Here is a 15,082-nt window from a genome sequence, read left to right as displayed (position 1 = left end):
CTTTTTGATATACTTTTTATGGGCAGTATCCTTAACAGAACTGCACCTTTCTTAAGGAAACGCAAATATAATATATCTGCCTAGATCCAAAAAATGGACCGGGACAGAGGGATGAACTGATATATGAGCTAATGTAAAATCCTTCTGCCGACAGAAGGATTTTTTTAATGTTCTGTTTTTATAACTCATTATAGTTTTATTGCCTCTTCCTGCATAAGGAGGACGAATGATGAAGCAAACAACAGACTTTTTAAAAATGAAGGAAAATGATGAGAAAATTGTCATGCTGACCGCCTATGATTTCCCTGCTGCCAAACAGGCTGAAAAAGCCAATGTGGACATGATACTTGTTGGGGATTCGCTTGGGATGGTAGTGCTGGGCTATGATTCAACCGTTCCTGTTACGATGGAGGATATGATTCATCACGGAAAAGCTGTTAAACGAGGGGCACAACATACATTCATTGTGATTGACATGCCGTTTATGAGCTATCATTTGTCCGTAAAAGATACACTGTTAAATGGGGCAAGGCTCATTCAGGAGACAGGTGCACATGCTGTTAAGCTTGAAGGCGGTGATGAAGTTGCACAACAAATTGGTGCGTTAACAAAAGCAGGCATTCCTGTTGTTGCCCATCTCGGCCTGACACCACAATCCGTGGGGGTCCTTGGAGGCTATAAGGTCCAGGGGAAAAACGCTGAAGCAGCCAGAAAGCTGATTGATGATGCCAGGGAATGTGAGAGAGCCGGAGCCTTTGCTCTTGTCCTTGAGTGTGTTCCAAAACAGCTGGCAAGGCAGATCACGGAAGAATTAACGATTCCAGTCATTGGAATCGGGGCCGGCAAGGATACAGATGGACAGGTCCTTGTGTACCATGATGTATTAGGATACGGTGTAGATCGTGTTCCAAAGTTCGTGAAACAGTATGAAAATCTGAATCCGATTATCGGCGACAGCCTTACTAAATATTCCGATGAAGTGAAGAATGGAGCATTTCCTGATGATTCCCATTCTTTCAGGATGAAAGAGGAAGAGCTGCTGAGTCTGTATGGAGGAAAAGCATGAGAACGATTACTGATATAAGAGAAATGCAAAGGATTGCTTTACAGCTTAAGAGGGAAGGAAAAACAATCGGGTTTGTCCCCACAATGGGCTATTTGCATGAAGGCCATCTTTCGTTATTACAGAATGCCAGGAAAGAAAACGATGTTACAGTGGTCAGCATCTTTGTCAATCCGCTGCAATTTGGACCTAAAGAAGATTTAGCGACATACCCAAGGGATTTAGAGCGTGACAGCAGCCTTGCAGAGAAAGAGGGCTGCGATTATCTTTTTTTTCCTTCAGCAGAAGATATGTATCCTGCAGCACTGTCGGTAACGGCTAAGGTACAGGAGCGGACAGATGTTTTATGCGGAAAATCACGGCCCGGCCATTTTGATGGTGTTGCCACAGTTCTGATAAAACTGTTCAACATTGTTCAGCCGGATAAAGTGTATTTTGGGATGAAGGATGCCCAGCAGGTGGCTGTCGTTGACGGGCTTGTAAGAGATCTTAATATTCCAGTGGAGATTATCCCTGTTCAGACCGTCAGGGAAGAAGATGGTCTTGCTAAGAGCTCACGGAACGTGCATCTTCTGCCGGCAGAACGCGATCAGGCATCTGCTCTCTATAAAAGTCTTATAATGGCGGAGACTCTAATAGCTGAAGGGGAATACGATCCAGCGAGGATTCTCCGGAGAATCAGGGAATTTATTGAAAAAAACACAAGCGGAGAAATAGATTATATTGAGATTCTATCCTATCCAGATCTTAAACAGCTTTCCTGTTTGGAAGAGAAAATCATTATCGCTATGGCCGTTAAATTCAAAAAGGCCCGTTTAATAGATAACGCAATAATATCAGTGAAAAAAGAAAGCTAAGGGAGGAAGGCAGCATGTTTCGCACCATGATGAATGGAAAGATCCATCGTGCAACAGTAACAGAAGCCAATCTGAATTATGTTGGCAGCATCACAATTGATACGGACATTATTGAGGCGGTAGGAATGGCACCTAATGAAAAGGTTCAAATCGTTAATAATAACAATGGTGCTAGATTTGAAACCTATATTATCCCAGGGGAAAGAGGCAGCGGAGTAATCTGCGTGAATGGTGCAGCTGCACGTCTTGTTCAGGAAGGCGATATTGTCATTATCATTTCTTATGCTCTTGTTCCGGATGACAAGGTGCCTTATCATGAACCAAAGGTAGCCATAATGGACAGCAGCAATCGCATCGCTGACATGATACATGCAGAGCCTGAAAGTACAGTGCTATAATGTATTTTAACTAGAGCGGAACTCTTAAGGAGCTTCGGCTCTTTTTTATAATAGTCAGTGAATAAGGGACCTAAGCAGGTGGAAGAAAATAAAGAGAAAAAGGATTTGCCTTTTTCTTTTTCCGTTTTTATGATACCTTTTGAATGACTGAATATAGAGGTGTTAGCCATGGGTAATAAATATGTTGTAGTGGATTTGGAAACAACCGGTAACGCCCCGAAAAAAGGCGATAAAATTATACAATTCGCTGCTGTGGTGATCGAAAACGGAATAATTACAGAGCAATATTCCTCCCTTATAAACCCGGAGCAATCGATTCCCCCTTTCATAGAAGAACTGACAGGTTTGTCAGATGAAATGGTAGAGAATGCCCCGCTTTTCTCGGAGATTGCCCCTAAAGTCCTAACTTTGCTCGAGGGTGCCTATTTTGTGGCTCACAATGTTTTATTTGATTTGTCCTTTTTACAGGAAGAATTGATTGAAGCGGGATATAACGGGTTTTACGGTCCTGTTCTTGATACAGTGGAGATGGCCAGAATTCTTTTTCCCACTGCAGATAGCTACAAATTATCGGATCTCGCACTCAGGGAAGGCCTTGATCATGAACGCCCCCATCAGGCTGACAGCGATGCATATGTTACCGCTGAGCTCCTGTTAATATTGTTAAACAAGCTTAATAACCTTCCTCATACCACCATAGAACGGCTGCATAAGTTGTCTGGAGGCTTAAAAAGTGATCTGGATATATTATTGGACGAGCACATTTTAATTAATGAAAGCAAGATTGAGCAATTGGCAGATGACATTGAAGTTCACAGAGGTATTGCTTTAAAAAAAGGAACAGAACCACAGGAATCTGCAGGATCCGGACTTCAGGCCTTTCCTTTCCGTGAAGAGGAAAAACAGGCGTTGTTCGTTAAAGCTTTCCCGTCCTATGAAAAAAGGCAAGGCCAGTTTATCATGATGGATTCGGTTTATGAAGCCTTCAAAAATAAACAGCATGCATTAATAGAGGCAGGAACTGGTGTTGGTAAATCCCTGGCATACCTTGTTCCGGCGGCTTTACATGCAAAGGAGAGCGGCAGAACTGTCATTATCAGTACATATACAACACAGCTGCAGGAGCAGCTGCTTTCAAAGGATGTTCCTCTGCTGCAAAAAATGCTGTCATTCCCGCTTAGTACTGTATTGCTGAAGGGGAGAAGCCACTATATCAGCCTCGCGAGGTTCGTTCAAACACTAAGAGATGATGAAGATAATTATGATACAATCCTCAGCAAAATGCAGATTCTTGTATGGCTTCTGGAGACTGACACTGGTGATATTGATGAATTAAACCTGTCAAGCGGCGGGATGATTTACTGGAGCAGAATAAAGAATGATGAAACAGCTTTTTTGCAGGATAAGTCGTGGATATCGAGAGATTTTTATTTGAGGGCAAGAAAGGAAGCACAAAAGGCAGATATCATTATTACGAATCATTCACTGCTATTAACGGATCTTACAGCAAGTACTGCTATTTTGCCGGAATTCAGCCATGTGGTGATCGATGAAGGGCATCATTTTGTTAAGGCTTCCGGGAAACATTTCGGAAACAAGCTGGATTATTTATCAGTGCGGCTGATGCTTGGACAAATTGGAATGATGGAACAGAAACAGCTCTATTATAAGCTTGAGAAGCTGGTGGAAGAGAAAGCAGGGACACGGGATGATTTCATGCATTCTTTTGAAGTCAACCAATTAATAGCTGATATTCTTCATGAAATGGATGAATTGTTCAGAATAATAGCGATTTATGCTAAGAAGTACAATAAAGCCAAAAAAAGCGTAAATCGAATTTCAGTAAGATTTAATAATAATACTGCCAATAAGGAAACGAAGGCTGTATTAGCGGGTGCCGAACGTTTTGGATTTATGCTTAAGGATTTAATCCAGGCAATAGACAGTCGTGTATGCGCAGTTTCAGCAATTAAATCGGTCCTGTCTCTTGAGGAAAAGGCATTAATGGAGGAAGTGGCTTCTATTTTGGATGATTTGCGGGATATGAAAGAAGACTTAGAGCATATCTTTCATTTGCCGGCCTCCGAATTTGTTGTATGGGTAGAAATGGATACACGCGCAGCACAAAATGCCACAACGGTTTATGCACAGCCAGTATCGGTTTCTGAATACCTTAAAGATCAATTCTTCAGCCGAAAGGAAAGTGCGGTCATTACATCTGCCACTTTATCTGTAAAAAATTCCTTTAGTTTTATCGTAAAAGAATTAGGTCTGGAGGAACAGCAATGCACTCTAAAGCAGATTCAATCTCCTTTTGATTATCAGAATCAGGTTAAACTAGTGGTTTCTGATGATTTGCCTGAAGTTAATGCAGTACCGCTCGAGGAGTATGTGGCCTCCATAACCGAGCATATTATTTCCATTGCGGAAGCAGCAAAGGGAAGAATGCTGATTCTTTTCACTTCGCATGAAATGTTAAGGAAAACCCATGAGCTTATTAAGGAATCAGGATTTCTGGAGGACTATGCTATCATCGCCCAGGGTGTGACAAGCGGGAGCAGGTCAAGGCTAACGAGAAATTTCCAGCGTTTTGATAAAGCCATCCTCTTAGGGACAAGCAGCTTTTGGGAAGGTGTGGATATCCCGGGTGAGGATCTTTCCTGTCTTGTTATTGTAAGACTGCCTTTTTCACCGCCTGATGAACCAATGGCACAGGCAAAAAATGAGCAAATTGCCAATAAAGGAAAAAACCCGTTTTCCGAATACTCATTGCCCGAGGCAATTATCCGCTTTAAGCAGGGTGTAGGGAGATTAATCAGAACAAGTTCCGACAGGGGAGTCATCGTGATATTTGACCGGAGAATCATCACCGCAAGATATGGGAAAGCATTCCTGGATTCCATTCCGCCCATTCCTGTCGAGAAAAGCCATATTGAAGAAATTGTTGATTTGATAAAAAATTGGCTATAAACGTTTTGTGTATTTTCACTTTCATTCCTTTATGATGAACAAAGGTCTGTAATGCAGGATAAATTTAGATGATTAACACATTATAAATTTGTTGGGTTTTAATTTTAAATGGCTATTTGTGATATGTAGCTTTTTCATAACTTTGTTGATTTGCTGAGTTGATCTTCGCTGTGGACACTTGATCCTCGAAAATGCTGACGCATTTCCTTCGTGCGGTGTTCAATCTAGGAAGCTTATTCAATGTCCTGCGGGAGGAGGCTCGCATTCCTCCCCGCGGGTTCGCTGCGTGCCTGGAGCGGAAATCAACGGGCTAAATTCATTAACCAAAAACAACAATCTTTGAAAAGAGCCTTTTAAATAAACCCTCAGTCTGCTTTTGTTTCAATGTAGGAGGATGGAAAGATGAACGTGCTGTTCGCCTTTATGCTGCTGTTTGCGAATTGGTATTACATACCGAAAGATTCACCGGCAGTTCCTGTTAAAGTGGAAAGCATTGACCTAAAACTAAAAAGTGATGAACTGGCTATTACGTTTTTTTCTCTATCGGATGGCGAGTCTGCCTTAATTCATCATGGAAATGACGAAAAAATCCTCATTAACACCGGTGGGCAGGGAACTGAGGGTGAATTAAGAAAGCTTCTTGAATTATATGGCGTTAATCAGATTTCAGCAGTCATCCTGACAGATGAAGAATTATATAATAAGGCTAGCCTTAAATGGCTTATTAAAAACTTTGGGGTAAGGGAAATTATAGCGAATGAATCTGCCCTTTCAGAACTGAAGTCTGAAAAAGGAATAAGTGATCTCTATTGTCATGCCTGGAAACAAAATGCGAAGCAGCAGCTTTTTCCGGGATTACATGCAGAAGTTTTATACGAAGGCAGTGACCTGGGTGAAGGAACGGATATTTCTTTTATATTCAAAAGACATCGGGTATTGTTTATGAACTCGACAAGTCCGGAAGCCAAAGAATTTCTAATGAAAAAAGAGTTATCAAATGTTAATATTGTTAAACTTCCTGCGTTTGGAGGGAATGGCTCTATATCAGAAGAGATGATTAAACATCTGGATCCCCAGATCGCTATTCTTTTTTATAGACCATCCATAAAACATGATTCAGATCTGTTTCGGCTGTTAAATGATGCCTGGGTTGATGTATATTATACAAGAAAGCACGGTACGGTCACCATCAAATTTACAGACGTTAATTATGAGCTATTCACGATTTTCCCGGATGAGGAGTTCAAATAAACAGAAAATGAACCTTCATGAAAAATTCCCAGGGAAGATTTTGTGAAGACAATTAATTTTTGGCGGCTAATTAATGTAATTCAGCTAAGTTCCTGCCTTTTGAAAAGGCAGGAAACGAAAAAGCTGCGCTTATGGCGCAGCATGACGTGGTGAACCAGAAGAAAATTTGTATTGTTTTAATACCAGTTGATCATTTCTGCTGTTATACTGTTACTGAGAATTATTTCTTTGTAAAATTAGTTTAACCTTAACGGTTGGGTATATAAGTTACAAATATTGTAGAGGCTGAGGAGGAATTCCAGAATGGAAAGCAAAATTGAGGTTTTATCTACGGTGAAGATCCAGCAAAGCCCGGATCTGTATAAAATTGTTGATGCACTGAATAGAACGTTAAAAGAAAAAGACTTGATGTTCGGTTTGGCGCTTGATCAGGAAGACCAAAATAAAGCGATTTTCACGATTTATCGTACATAAAAGAGTGATTGAGACATGAAAAAAATTTTATGGGGTATCATTATTCTGCTTGTCATAAGCATTGGAGCAGGCTCTTTCATTTACTTAAACAGCACGAAGCCAGTGAGGGCAGCAGAATCAAAGGCAGTTGAGATTGCAAAACAGGAAACGGATCTTTCTGAAGCTGAAGATTTCAATTTATATCATGGAACAGAGACCTTCTATGTGATTGAAGGCAAAGACCATGATGGTACAAGCATATATGTCTGGGTTCCGGAAAAAAAGGGAAAAATCGTCTCACTGAAGCAATCTGATGGAATTTCCAAAAATGAAGCCATTAACAGGCTCAAGCAAGAGAAAAATGCTGCTGAGATCGTGTCTGTTCGGCTGGGAATGGAGAAAAATATTCCATTATGGGAAATTCATTACCGTTCCGGCAGTAATTTAATAAATTATTACTATATAGATTTTAAAACAGGGGAATGGCTGAAAAAAATTGAAAACCTGTAGCCTAAGGCATTCACCGCCACAATGCAGGAGAAAATCGGGAGGAAGCAAGCAATGGAGATTCAATTGGCACAAAGAGTAAAAGCATTAACACCATCAACAACTCTGGCAATCACTGCTAAAGCAAAAGAGCTAAAGGCCCAGGGACATGATGTTATCGGATTGGGAGCAGGCGAGCCGGACTTTAATACGCCACAGCATATCATTGATGCTGCCGTGAAATCAATGAATGAGGGTCATACAAAATATACACCATCGGCAGGGCTTCCAGCATTAAAGAAAGAAATCGCAAACAAGTTTAAAAAAGATCAGGGACTTGAATATGATGCTTCACAAATCATCGTAACCAATGGGGCAAAGCATGGCTTATATACACTGTTCCAGGTCTTGCTGAATGAAGGGGATGAAGTCATTATCCCAATTCCATATTGGGTCAGCTATCCTGAACAGGTTAAACTAGCCGGGGGTGTTCCTGTTTATGCAGAGGGAAGAGAAGAAAATGGCTTTAAAATCACTCCGGAACAGCTGGCCAAAAGCATAACTGATAAAACCAAGGCTGTTATTATCAACTCTCCAAGCAACCCGACAGGCATGCTTTATTCTGCAGAGGAATTAAAGGAGCTTGGAGAGGTATGTTTAAAGCATAATGTTCTGATTGTTTCTGATGAAATTTATGAAAAACTGGTTTATGGCAGCCATCAGCATACTTCAATTGCTGAGCTTTCACCTGAGCTTAAGGAACAAACCATTATAATTAACGGGGTATCTAAATCTCATTCTATGACAGGCTGGAGAATTGGATATGCTGCAGGCAATAAAAGTATTATCAAAGCCATGACCAACCTTGCCAGCCACAGTACATCCAACCCGACAACAACAGCACAATATGGCTCAATCGCTGCATATGCCGGGCCGCAGGATACACTGGAAGAAATGAGAGAAGCATTCGAACATCGACTAAACGTTATCTATGATAAATTAATCAGCATTCCGGGCTTTACCTGTGTAAAGCCACAAGGTGCATTTTATCTGTTTCCTAATGTAAAAAAGGCAGCAGAATTGACCGGATTTGCGAGTGTCGATGAATTTGTGGAGGCTCTTCTGGAGGAAGCGATGGTTGCAGTCATTCCTGGATCAGGTTTTGGCGCTCCGGATAATATCCGTTTATCCTATGCAACTTCTCTTGAGTTATTAGAAAAGGCAGTGGAACGGATGCACGGATTTGTTGAAAAGAACTTAAAATAATAGTAAAACGGGAAAGCCGGATCGTATCCGGCTTCCTTCTATGTTTTCAGCCTAATTAGAGCGTTTACTAATTTACTGTTATTGCTTGTCAATGTGCTTGAAGGTATAATATATAGCGATACATAAGAAGTGATTGCTTAGATTTTTTTGGAGGGAACTTAAATTGATAAAAACAACAATTTCTCAAGTTCATAAATATGTTGACCAGGAAGTTACTATTGGTGCTTGGATTGCCAACAAGCGTTCAAGCGGGAAGATTGCGTTTTTGCAGCTGCGCGATGGTACAGGATTTATTCAAGGTGTTGTAGTAAAAGCGGAAGTGCCGGAGGAAATCTTCCAAGGTGCTAAATCAGTCACTCAGGAATCTTCCGTATATGTGACGGGCAGAATCCAGAAGGACGAGCGTTCTCCTTTCGGATTTGAAATGCTGGTTACAGGCCTTGAAGTTCTTCATCAGGCTGTTGATTATCCTATTACGCCAAAAGAGCATGGAACTGAATTCCTTATGGATAATCGCCACTTGTGGCTTCGGTCCCGCCGTCAGCATGCAGTCATGAAAATCAGAAATGAAATTATCCGGGCAACTTATGAGTTTTTCAATGAGCAAGGGTTTTCCAAGGTTGACCCGCCAATTCTGACGGGCAGCGCACCGGAAGGAACGTCCGAGCTTTTTGCGACCAAGTATTTTGATGAAGATGCTTATTTATCCCAAAGCGGCCAGCTTTATATGGAAGCAGCTGCGATGGCTCTTGGAAGAGTATTTTCATTCGGCCCGACTTTCCGTGCTGAAAAATCGAAAACCCGCCGTCATTTAATCGAATTTTGGATGATTGAACCTGAAATGGCTTTCTGCGAATTTGATGAAAACTTAAAAGTTCAGGAAGAATATGTTGCTCATATTGTTCAGTCCGTACTTAAGAATTGTTCAATTGAACTTAAAACACTTGGCCGTGATACAGAGAAGCTTGAAAAAATTACAGCTCCATTCCCTCGCATAACGTATGATGAAGCTATTAAGTTTCTTCAGGAAAAGGGCTTCGATGATATTCAGTGGGGGGACGACTTTGGAGCACCGCATGAGACTGCAATTGCAGAAAGCTATGATAAGCCAGTCTTTATCACGCACTATCCAACTTCACTGAAGCCTTTCTATATGCAGCCGGATCCTTCAAGAGAAGATGTTGTACTATGTGCCGACTTGATTGCACCTGAAGGATATGGAGAAATCATCGGCGGCTCTGAGCGGATACATGATTATGACCTGCTTAAGCAGCGCATTGATGAACATAAATTAGATTTGGATGCTTACAAGTGGTACTTGGAGCTTCGCCAATATGGTTCAGTGCCTCATTCCGGATTTGGCCTTGGGCTTGAAAGAACAGTTGCCTGGATCAGCGGCGTCGAGCATGTACGTGAAACAATTCCATTCCCTCGATTATTAAACCGCCTATATCCATAATAAAAAGTGAATGAATAAATTAAGCAAAAATCCGCCTCCCGCGGATTTTTTGCTTATTCCAGTTTCGTTAGAACATTCAGAAGAAGGCAGTCAAGCTGAATCTTCATGGAAAAGTTACCGTTTTTTCAACTCACTTTGGTCACTATGTTCATGATATACTGAGAAGGAGGTGTCCCGAATGTCTAAAAATAGTTTATTAAAATGGCTGCAGGAAGGTAATATTTCAATACCTGGAGTCTTGCTTTCACAATATAAAGAAATGAATTTGAATGAGCATGAACTCGTCCTGATACTTCATGTAATTTCCTATATTGAACATGGAAATAAATTTCCCACCCCTGTAGAATTATCTTCCCGAATGACCATTTCTGTGGCTGAATGTACAGAAATGCTAAGAAAATTAATCCAAAAAGGCTTTATTGATATTAAAGATAGCTACTCTGCCGATGGAATCAGATATGAAAGTTACCATCTTGATCCGCTTTGGGAGAAGCTCATTGATCAGTTTCTGCTCAGCGGTAAAAAAGAGGAAGCTGCTAAGATGCAGCAGGAGGAAACAGATCTTTATACCTGCTTTGAAAGGGAGTTTGGCAGGCCGCTTTCACCTTTTGAATGTGAAACACTTGCTCTTTGGATGGATGATGACCACCATGATCCCCATATTATAAAAGCTGCCTTAAGAGAATCTGTCCTGTCCGGTAAACTGAATTTCAGATATATAGACAGGATCCTTTTTGAATGGAAAAAGAACGGCATAAAAACGATTGAACAGGCTAAAAGCTATGGGGAAAAATTCAGGCAGAATCAAGCACAGCAAAGGACAAAGAGGGAGGAAACTCCGTCACAGACAACGAAATCTGTTCCCTTTTATAATTGGCTTGAACAGTAAGCAGGCACTGCTGCCCGAAAAAATAATGAAGATAGTAAGTTGGTGATTTCATTGTTAAATAAAACACAAATTAGACACTGCCTTGATGCAATGGGAGAAATGTTCCCGGAGGCACATTGCGAATTGAATCATTCCAACCCGTTTGAACTGGTCATAGCAGTGGCACTGTCTGCACAATGTACTGATGCACTGGTTAACAAAGTGACAAGGAACCTGTTCCAAAAGTATAAAACCCCCGAGGATTACCTTAATGTTTCCATAGAGGAGTTGCAGGAGGATATCCGCTCCATTGGTCTTTATCGAAACAAAGCCAAGAATATCCAAAAACTATGCAAATTGCTTCTCGATGAATACGGAGGAGTAGTGCCGCGAGACAGAGACGAGTTGACAAAGCTTCCCGGAGTAGGCCGCAAAACAGCTAATGTCGTTGTCTCAGTGGCTTTTGGGGTGCCTGCCATTGCGGTTGATACTCATGTTGAACGAGTCAGCAAAAGGCTTGGTTTCTGCCGCTGGAAGGACTCTGTACTGGAAGTTGAAAAGGCATTGATGAAGAAAGTGCCGATGGATGAATGGTCAGTTACACATCATCGTATGATCTTTTTTGGAAGATATCACTGTAAAGCACAAAAACCTCAATGTGAAATATGCCCGCTGCTCGATTTATGCCGGGAAGGCAAAAAAAGAATGAAGGTGAAGCAGGCAAAATGACCGGAGAAATCGTCATACCTGTTAAAGAACAATTATGCCATTCCCTGTTTTATAAAAGGGGTGATTCATTGGCTGTAAAACAAGAATCTCTTTTCGCTTTCCAGCCCCTGCCGCCCTTTTTATACGAAGCGGCTTTTTATGCAGGTATCCCTGCAGTAAGACCCTGGGAAAACAATGCTAATTATATTCCGGTTTTGTTTGATGAGTGGGCAGGACAGAAGAATCTCCTTGGTATGCACTTCACAAACCGGGACCGGAAAGCTGCTTTAGATCCGATGAAAGTATCTTTGGGATTGTTTTTACAGATGCTCTATTGGACAAACGGGAAGCCGGTAAACCTTTTGTCCGATCCCGGAGAGTTGTCAATAAAGCCAGTGAATAGTAAAGAACGGCTGGATTTCATTTTTGCACGTCCGGCTTTTTATCATTCTTACATACAGCTGTCTGAACTTATAGCTGAAATGGAGAAGCAATATATGAGGATGCTGGCATTAGAAAAAATGAAGAAAAAGCGCTGATTCAAAACTGAATCAGCGCTTTTTTATAAGCTTTATTTAATTACGGCCGCCACTGGATTCAGATCAGTTGCCGGAATCTCCTCCGGTGTCGCCGTCAGTCCCGCCAGTTTCAGTTCCAGTTCCTGCTCCGGTACCTGTATCGCCATCTCCAGTACCTGTATCGCCTTCTCCAGTACCTGTATCGCCATCTCCGGAACCTTCACCATCACCGTTTCCGGCTCCTTCATCATCTCCAGTACCTGTATCGCCATCTCCGGAACCTTCACCATTACCATTTCCAGAACCATCGCCATCCTGGTTTCCGTCCTGGCCGCCTTCACCATTTTGATTGTCCTGATCTTCCTGTTCTTCTTCTTCCGTTCCATCCTGCCCTTCACCTTCTGTTTCATCTTCTTCGATGAGACTTGGGTCAGGGATTTCTACTTGTACAGAAGCAGGATCACTTTGCTGGTTACCGTTAAATGCTGTTACCTTAAAGGTATACACAGCACCTGGCTGAGGGTTGGCAATTTTTAAGCCTTTTTCTGAAGTAACGCTAAGCTGCTGATCTCCGCCTTCATTTACGGATACAGTCACTTCAAATTGAGTGCCTTCTGCGTCTTCCGGGTAATTCCATGATAATGTGATCTCATTTGCATCCTGGTCAAAGTTGGCTGACAGTCCAGAAGGGGAGTCCAGTTTATCAAACTTCTCGGACACTTGTGTCGGAGCATTGCCTTTTACAGCGTACTCATAAATGATTTGCTCCTTAGGTGTGTACTGGCTTGCCAGTTTGGCAGGATTGCTGCCTTTTTCAATGGCTACCTTCTCTACAGAGTTAGGGGCTTTGAAGTCTTCCGTTTCTTTTCCTTCTGAAACATGTGCCATTAAGCTGCTGAAAAGCTTTTGAGCAATTTTTTGCTCATCGCCGGCCGGGATGTAATTTTTTCTATCCTGATAGCCGGTCCAGACAGCTGCTGTATAATTAGTTGTATAGCCTGCAAACCAGGCATCAGGCACGGCACCTTGAGGTATTCCAAATTCCTGTTCCTGTTCATCCGTATAGTTTGTAGTCCCTGTTTTTCCTGCAACAGGCAATCCAGGTACATCAGCCAGACGGCCAGTTCCGTAAGAAGATTTAACTACACTTTTCAGCATGTCACTGATCATAAATGCTGTATAATCCTTCATCACTACTTCAGATTCAGGTTTCAAATCAAGCTTCGTGCCGTCACGCATTTCAATTTGCTTGATGGCATGTGGTTCAGTGTAGAAGCCATTGTTACCAAATGCACTGTATGCACCGGCTACCTGAAGAGAAGAAACCTCATAAGCGCCGATAGAATAGGACTCATACATCTCTTTCATTGTAATGCCTAATTTATTGGTGAATTCCAATGCTTTATCAGTCCCGACTTCCTGAAGTGTTTTCAGAGCCGGAATGTTGCGTGAGCGGGCAAGGGCCTCACGCATGGACATAGGACCCATGTGTTTTCCATCCCAGTTATTGATTTCTGTACCTCCGGAATATGTGTGAGGTTCATCAACTATTGTCTGGTAAGTTCCCCATTTTAGATATTCAATTGCTGGTCCATAATCGACAATTGGTTTAAAGGTTGAACCGGCATGTCTTTTTTGATCCACGGCAAAGTTAAAGCCGCGTTTTACTTCCTGATTGCGTCCTCCGCCGATTGCTCTGATTTCCCCAGTTTTGGTATCAAGCAGGGTGATTCCCGCTTGGAATTCGTCATCTGGATACGCTACTGCTGCATCAGTGTTTAAAATGTTTTCTACGTGTTTCTGTGCATTTGGATCGAGTGTCGTATGGATTTTCAGCCCGTCAGAATATGGGTTAAGATCCGGGTATTTTTTTTCGACTTCGTCCAAGACAACATCGATGAAAGAATCATATTTTGATTCATTTGTTTCTCTTTTTTCTTCAGCCACAAGTGTAGATTCTACAGGAACCTTTTGGGCTGCTTCCATTTCTTCCTTTGTAATAAAACCATGCTGATTCATCAGTGAAAGGACAATATTTCTCCTTTTCTCTGCTTTGTCAGGATGATCAAAAGGATTATAATTGTTCGGGCTTTGCGGCATGCCGGCTAAGAGGGCAGCTTCATGCAGTTCCAGCTCACTAAGTTCTTTACCGAAGAAAATTTTCGATGCCGTTAAGACCCCATGGCCTTCAGACATATAAATCTTGTTTACATACATTTCAAAGATTTCCTGTTTTGTATACTTGCGTTCAAGCTGGAAGGCAAGCCAGGCTTCCTGGGCTTTTCTGCTAAGCGTTTTTTCATTATTCAGGAAGGAGTTCTTTACCACCTGCTGGGTAATCGTACTTGCCCCTTCAGAACCAAATCCGCGCGTAACATTTGCGATAACAGCACCGCCTAAACGGATTAAGTCCATTCCATTATGTTTATAAAAGCGGACATCCTCAGTTGCTAAAAAGGCGTCTTCCACAAGTTTTGGAATGTCTTCATATGCGACATAATCCCGGTTTTCCGAGCCTACATCTGTAATGAATTCGCCCTCCATATCGTAAATCTGTGAAGAAATGGGATCCTTCAGCAATTTTTCATCAAGCTTTGGTGAGTCTTTCACCATAAATGCAAAAGCGCCTGCTCCTAAGAGCATTCCAGCAATTCCGAGGGCAATTAAAATAAGGAAAATACGTTTAAAAGTGCCTGTGCCTTTTTTCTTGCCCTTCTTTTTAGGCTTGGATTGCTGTTTGCGGCGCTCCTCCCTTGATTGATATTTTTCTGTCATATCTATGTTC

At 41.8% G+C, this 15,082-nt stretch carries 13 protein-coding genes; 12 read left to right on the top strand and 1 reads right to left on the bottom strand.

Translation table 11 applies throughout. The annotated features are described in order from the left end of the window. Nucleotides 1-229 precede the first annotated feature (229 nt). From panB to AC3WTL_RS18235, 12 genes are all read left to right on the top strand, one after another. Nucleotides 230-1,066 carry a 3-methyl-2-oxobutanoate hydroxymethyltransferase gene (panB, locus tag AC3WTL_RS18290; protein ID WP_048008315.1) on the top strand — a complete coding sequence of 279 codons (837 nt, stop codon included), beginning with the start codon at nucleotides 230-232 and terminating at the stop codon, nucleotides 1,064-1,066. After that, nucleotides 1,063-1,920, top strand: a complete 858-nt coding sequence (gene panC, locus AC3WTL_RS18285) for a pantoate--beta-alanine ligase (RefSeq protein WP_492369849.1) — start codon at nucleotides 1,063-1,065, stop codon at nucleotides 1,918-1,920. Before panB ends, panC begins: the two co-directional genes overlap by 4 nt. 14 nt (nucleotides 1,921-1,934) lie before the next feature. Continuing rightward, nucleotides 1,935-2,318 carry an aspartate 1-decarboxylase gene (panD, locus tag AC3WTL_RS18280; protein ID WP_048008317.1) on the top strand — a complete coding sequence of 128 codons (384 nt, stop codon included), beginning with the start codon at nucleotides 1,935-1,937 and terminating at the stop codon, nucleotides 2,316-2,318. A 168-nt stretch (nucleotides 2,319-2,486) separates the two neighbouring features. Continuing rightward, entirely contained in the window at nucleotides 2,487-5,288 is a 2,802-nt protein-coding gene (dinG, locus tag AC3WTL_RS18275; RefSeq protein ID WP_492369848.1) for an ATP-dependent DNA helicase DinG, read from the top strand. Between the two features lie 402 nt (nucleotides 5,289-5,690). Then, nucleotides 5,691-6,539 (top strand): ComEC/Rec2 family competence protein, encoded by an 849-nt coding sequence (locus tag AC3WTL_RS18270; RefSeq protein ID WP_222497908.1) that lies wholly within the window; start codon nucleotides 5,691-5,693, stop codon nucleotides 6,537-6,539. A gap of 303 nt (nucleotides 6,540-6,842) precedes the next feature. Next, nucleotides 6,843-7,013 (top strand): YpmA family protein, encoded by a 171-nt coding sequence (locus tag AC3WTL_RS18265; RefSeq protein WP_009332715.1) that lies wholly within the window; start codon nucleotides 6,843-6,845, stop codon nucleotides 7,011-7,013. Nucleotides 7,014-7,028: 15 nt separating this feature from the next. After that, nucleotides 7,029-7,502: a cell wall elongation regulator TseB-like domain-containing protein gene (locus tag AC3WTL_RS18260; protein WP_197247644.1), complete on the top strand. Its 474-nt coding sequence runs from the start codon at nucleotides 7,029-7,031 to the stop codon at nucleotides 7,500-7,502. 57 nt (nucleotides 7,503-7,559) lie between these two features. Further along, nucleotides 7,560-8,744 carry a pyridoxal phosphate-dependent aminotransferase gene (locus tag AC3WTL_RS18255; RefSeq protein ID WP_135148260.1) on the top strand — a complete coding sequence of 395 codons (1,185 nt, stop codon included), beginning with the start codon at nucleotides 7,560-7,562 and terminating at the stop codon, nucleotides 8,742-8,744. Between the two features lie 166 nt (nucleotides 8,745-8,910). Then, the gene (gene asnS, locus AC3WTL_RS18250; protein ID WP_156185103.1) at nucleotides 8,911-10,203 is read left to right on the top strand and encodes an asparagine--tRNA ligase; all 1,293 of its coding nucleotides are present in this window, start codon (nucleotides 8,911-8,913) and stop codon (nucleotides 10,201-10,203) included. Between the two features lie 178 nt (nucleotides 10,204-10,381). Further along, nucleotides 10,382-11,092 carry a DnaD domain protein gene (locus AC3WTL_RS18245; protein WP_492369847.1) on the top strand — a complete coding sequence of 237 codons (711 nt, stop codon included), beginning with the start codon at nucleotides 10,382-10,384 and terminating at the stop codon, nucleotides 11,090-11,092. A gap of 51 nt (nucleotides 11,093-11,143) precedes the next feature. Then, the gene (nth, locus tag AC3WTL_RS18240; protein WP_197213738.1) at nucleotides 11,144-11,800 is read left to right on the top strand and encodes an endonuclease III; all 657 of its coding nucleotides are present in this window, start codon (nucleotides 11,144-11,146) and stop codon (nucleotides 11,798-11,800) included. Next, complete coding sequence (locus AC3WTL_RS18235; protein WP_222497913.1) at nucleotides 11,797-12,318, top strand: YpoC family protein; 522 nt, start codon at nucleotides 11,797-11,799, stop codon at nucleotides 12,316-12,318. Before nth ends, AC3WTL_RS18235 begins: the two co-directional genes overlap by 4 nt. A gap of 63 nt (nucleotides 12,319-12,381) precedes the next feature. Here AC3WTL_RS18235 and AC3WTL_RS18230 read toward each other — a convergent pair whose 3' ends face one another. Beyond that, complete coding sequence (locus AC3WTL_RS18230; protein ID WP_492369846.1) at nucleotides 12,382-15,072, bottom strand: PBP1A family penicillin-binding protein; 2,691 nt, start codon at nucleotides 15,070-15,072, stop codon at nucleotides 12,382-12,384. Between the last annotated feature and the right edge of the window lie 10 nt (nucleotides 15,073-15,082).

This window comes from Cytobacillus sp. EB106-05-05-XG126, from assembly GCF_058791715.1.
Note: the sequence above shows the minus strand (reverse complement) of the source record. Positions and strands in the feature narration are given on the sequence as shown.

What these genes read in the sequence shown, in the direction of transcription:
- panB (WP_048008315.1), top strand. Translation starts at nt 230, where the DNA reads ATGAAGCAAACAACAGACTTTTTAAAAATGAAGGAAAATGATGAGAAA.
- panC (WP_492369849.1), top strand. Translation starts at nt 1,063, where the DNA reads ATGAGAACGATTACTGATATAAGAGAAATGCAAAGGATTGCTTTACAG.
- panD (WP_048008317.1), top strand. Translation starts at nt 1,935, where the DNA reads ATGTTTCGCACCATGATGAATGGAAAGATCCATCGTGCAACAGTAACA.
- dinG (WP_492369848.1), top strand. Translation starts at nt 2,487, where the DNA reads ATGGGTAATAAATATGTTGTAGTGGATTTGGAAACAACCGGTAACGCC.
- AC3WTL_RS18270 (WP_222497908.1), top strand. Translation starts at nt 5,691, where the DNA reads ATGAACGTGCTGTTCGCCTTTATGCTGCTGTTTGCGAATTGGTATTAC.
- AC3WTL_RS18265 (WP_009332715.1), top strand. Translation starts at nt 6,843, where the DNA reads ATGGAAAGCAAAATTGAGGTTTTATCTACGGTGAAGATCCAGCAAAGC.
- AC3WTL_RS18260 (WP_197247644.1), top strand. Translation starts at nt 7,029, where the DNA reads ATGAAAAAAATTTTATGGGGTATCATTATTCTGCTTGTCATAAGCATT.
- AC3WTL_RS18245 (WP_492369847.1), top strand. Translation starts at nt 10,382, where the DNA reads ATGTCTAAAAATAGTTTATTAAAATGGCTGCAGGAAGGTAATATTTCA.
- AC3WTL_RS18235 (WP_222497913.1), top strand. Translation starts at nt 11,797, where the DNA reads ATGACCGGAGAAATCGTCATACCTGTTAAAGAACAATTATGCCATTCC.
- AC3WTL_RS18230 (WP_492369846.1), bottom strand. Translation starts at nt 15,072, where the DNA reads ATGACAGAAAAATATCAATCAAGGGAGGAGCGCCGCAAACAGCAATCC.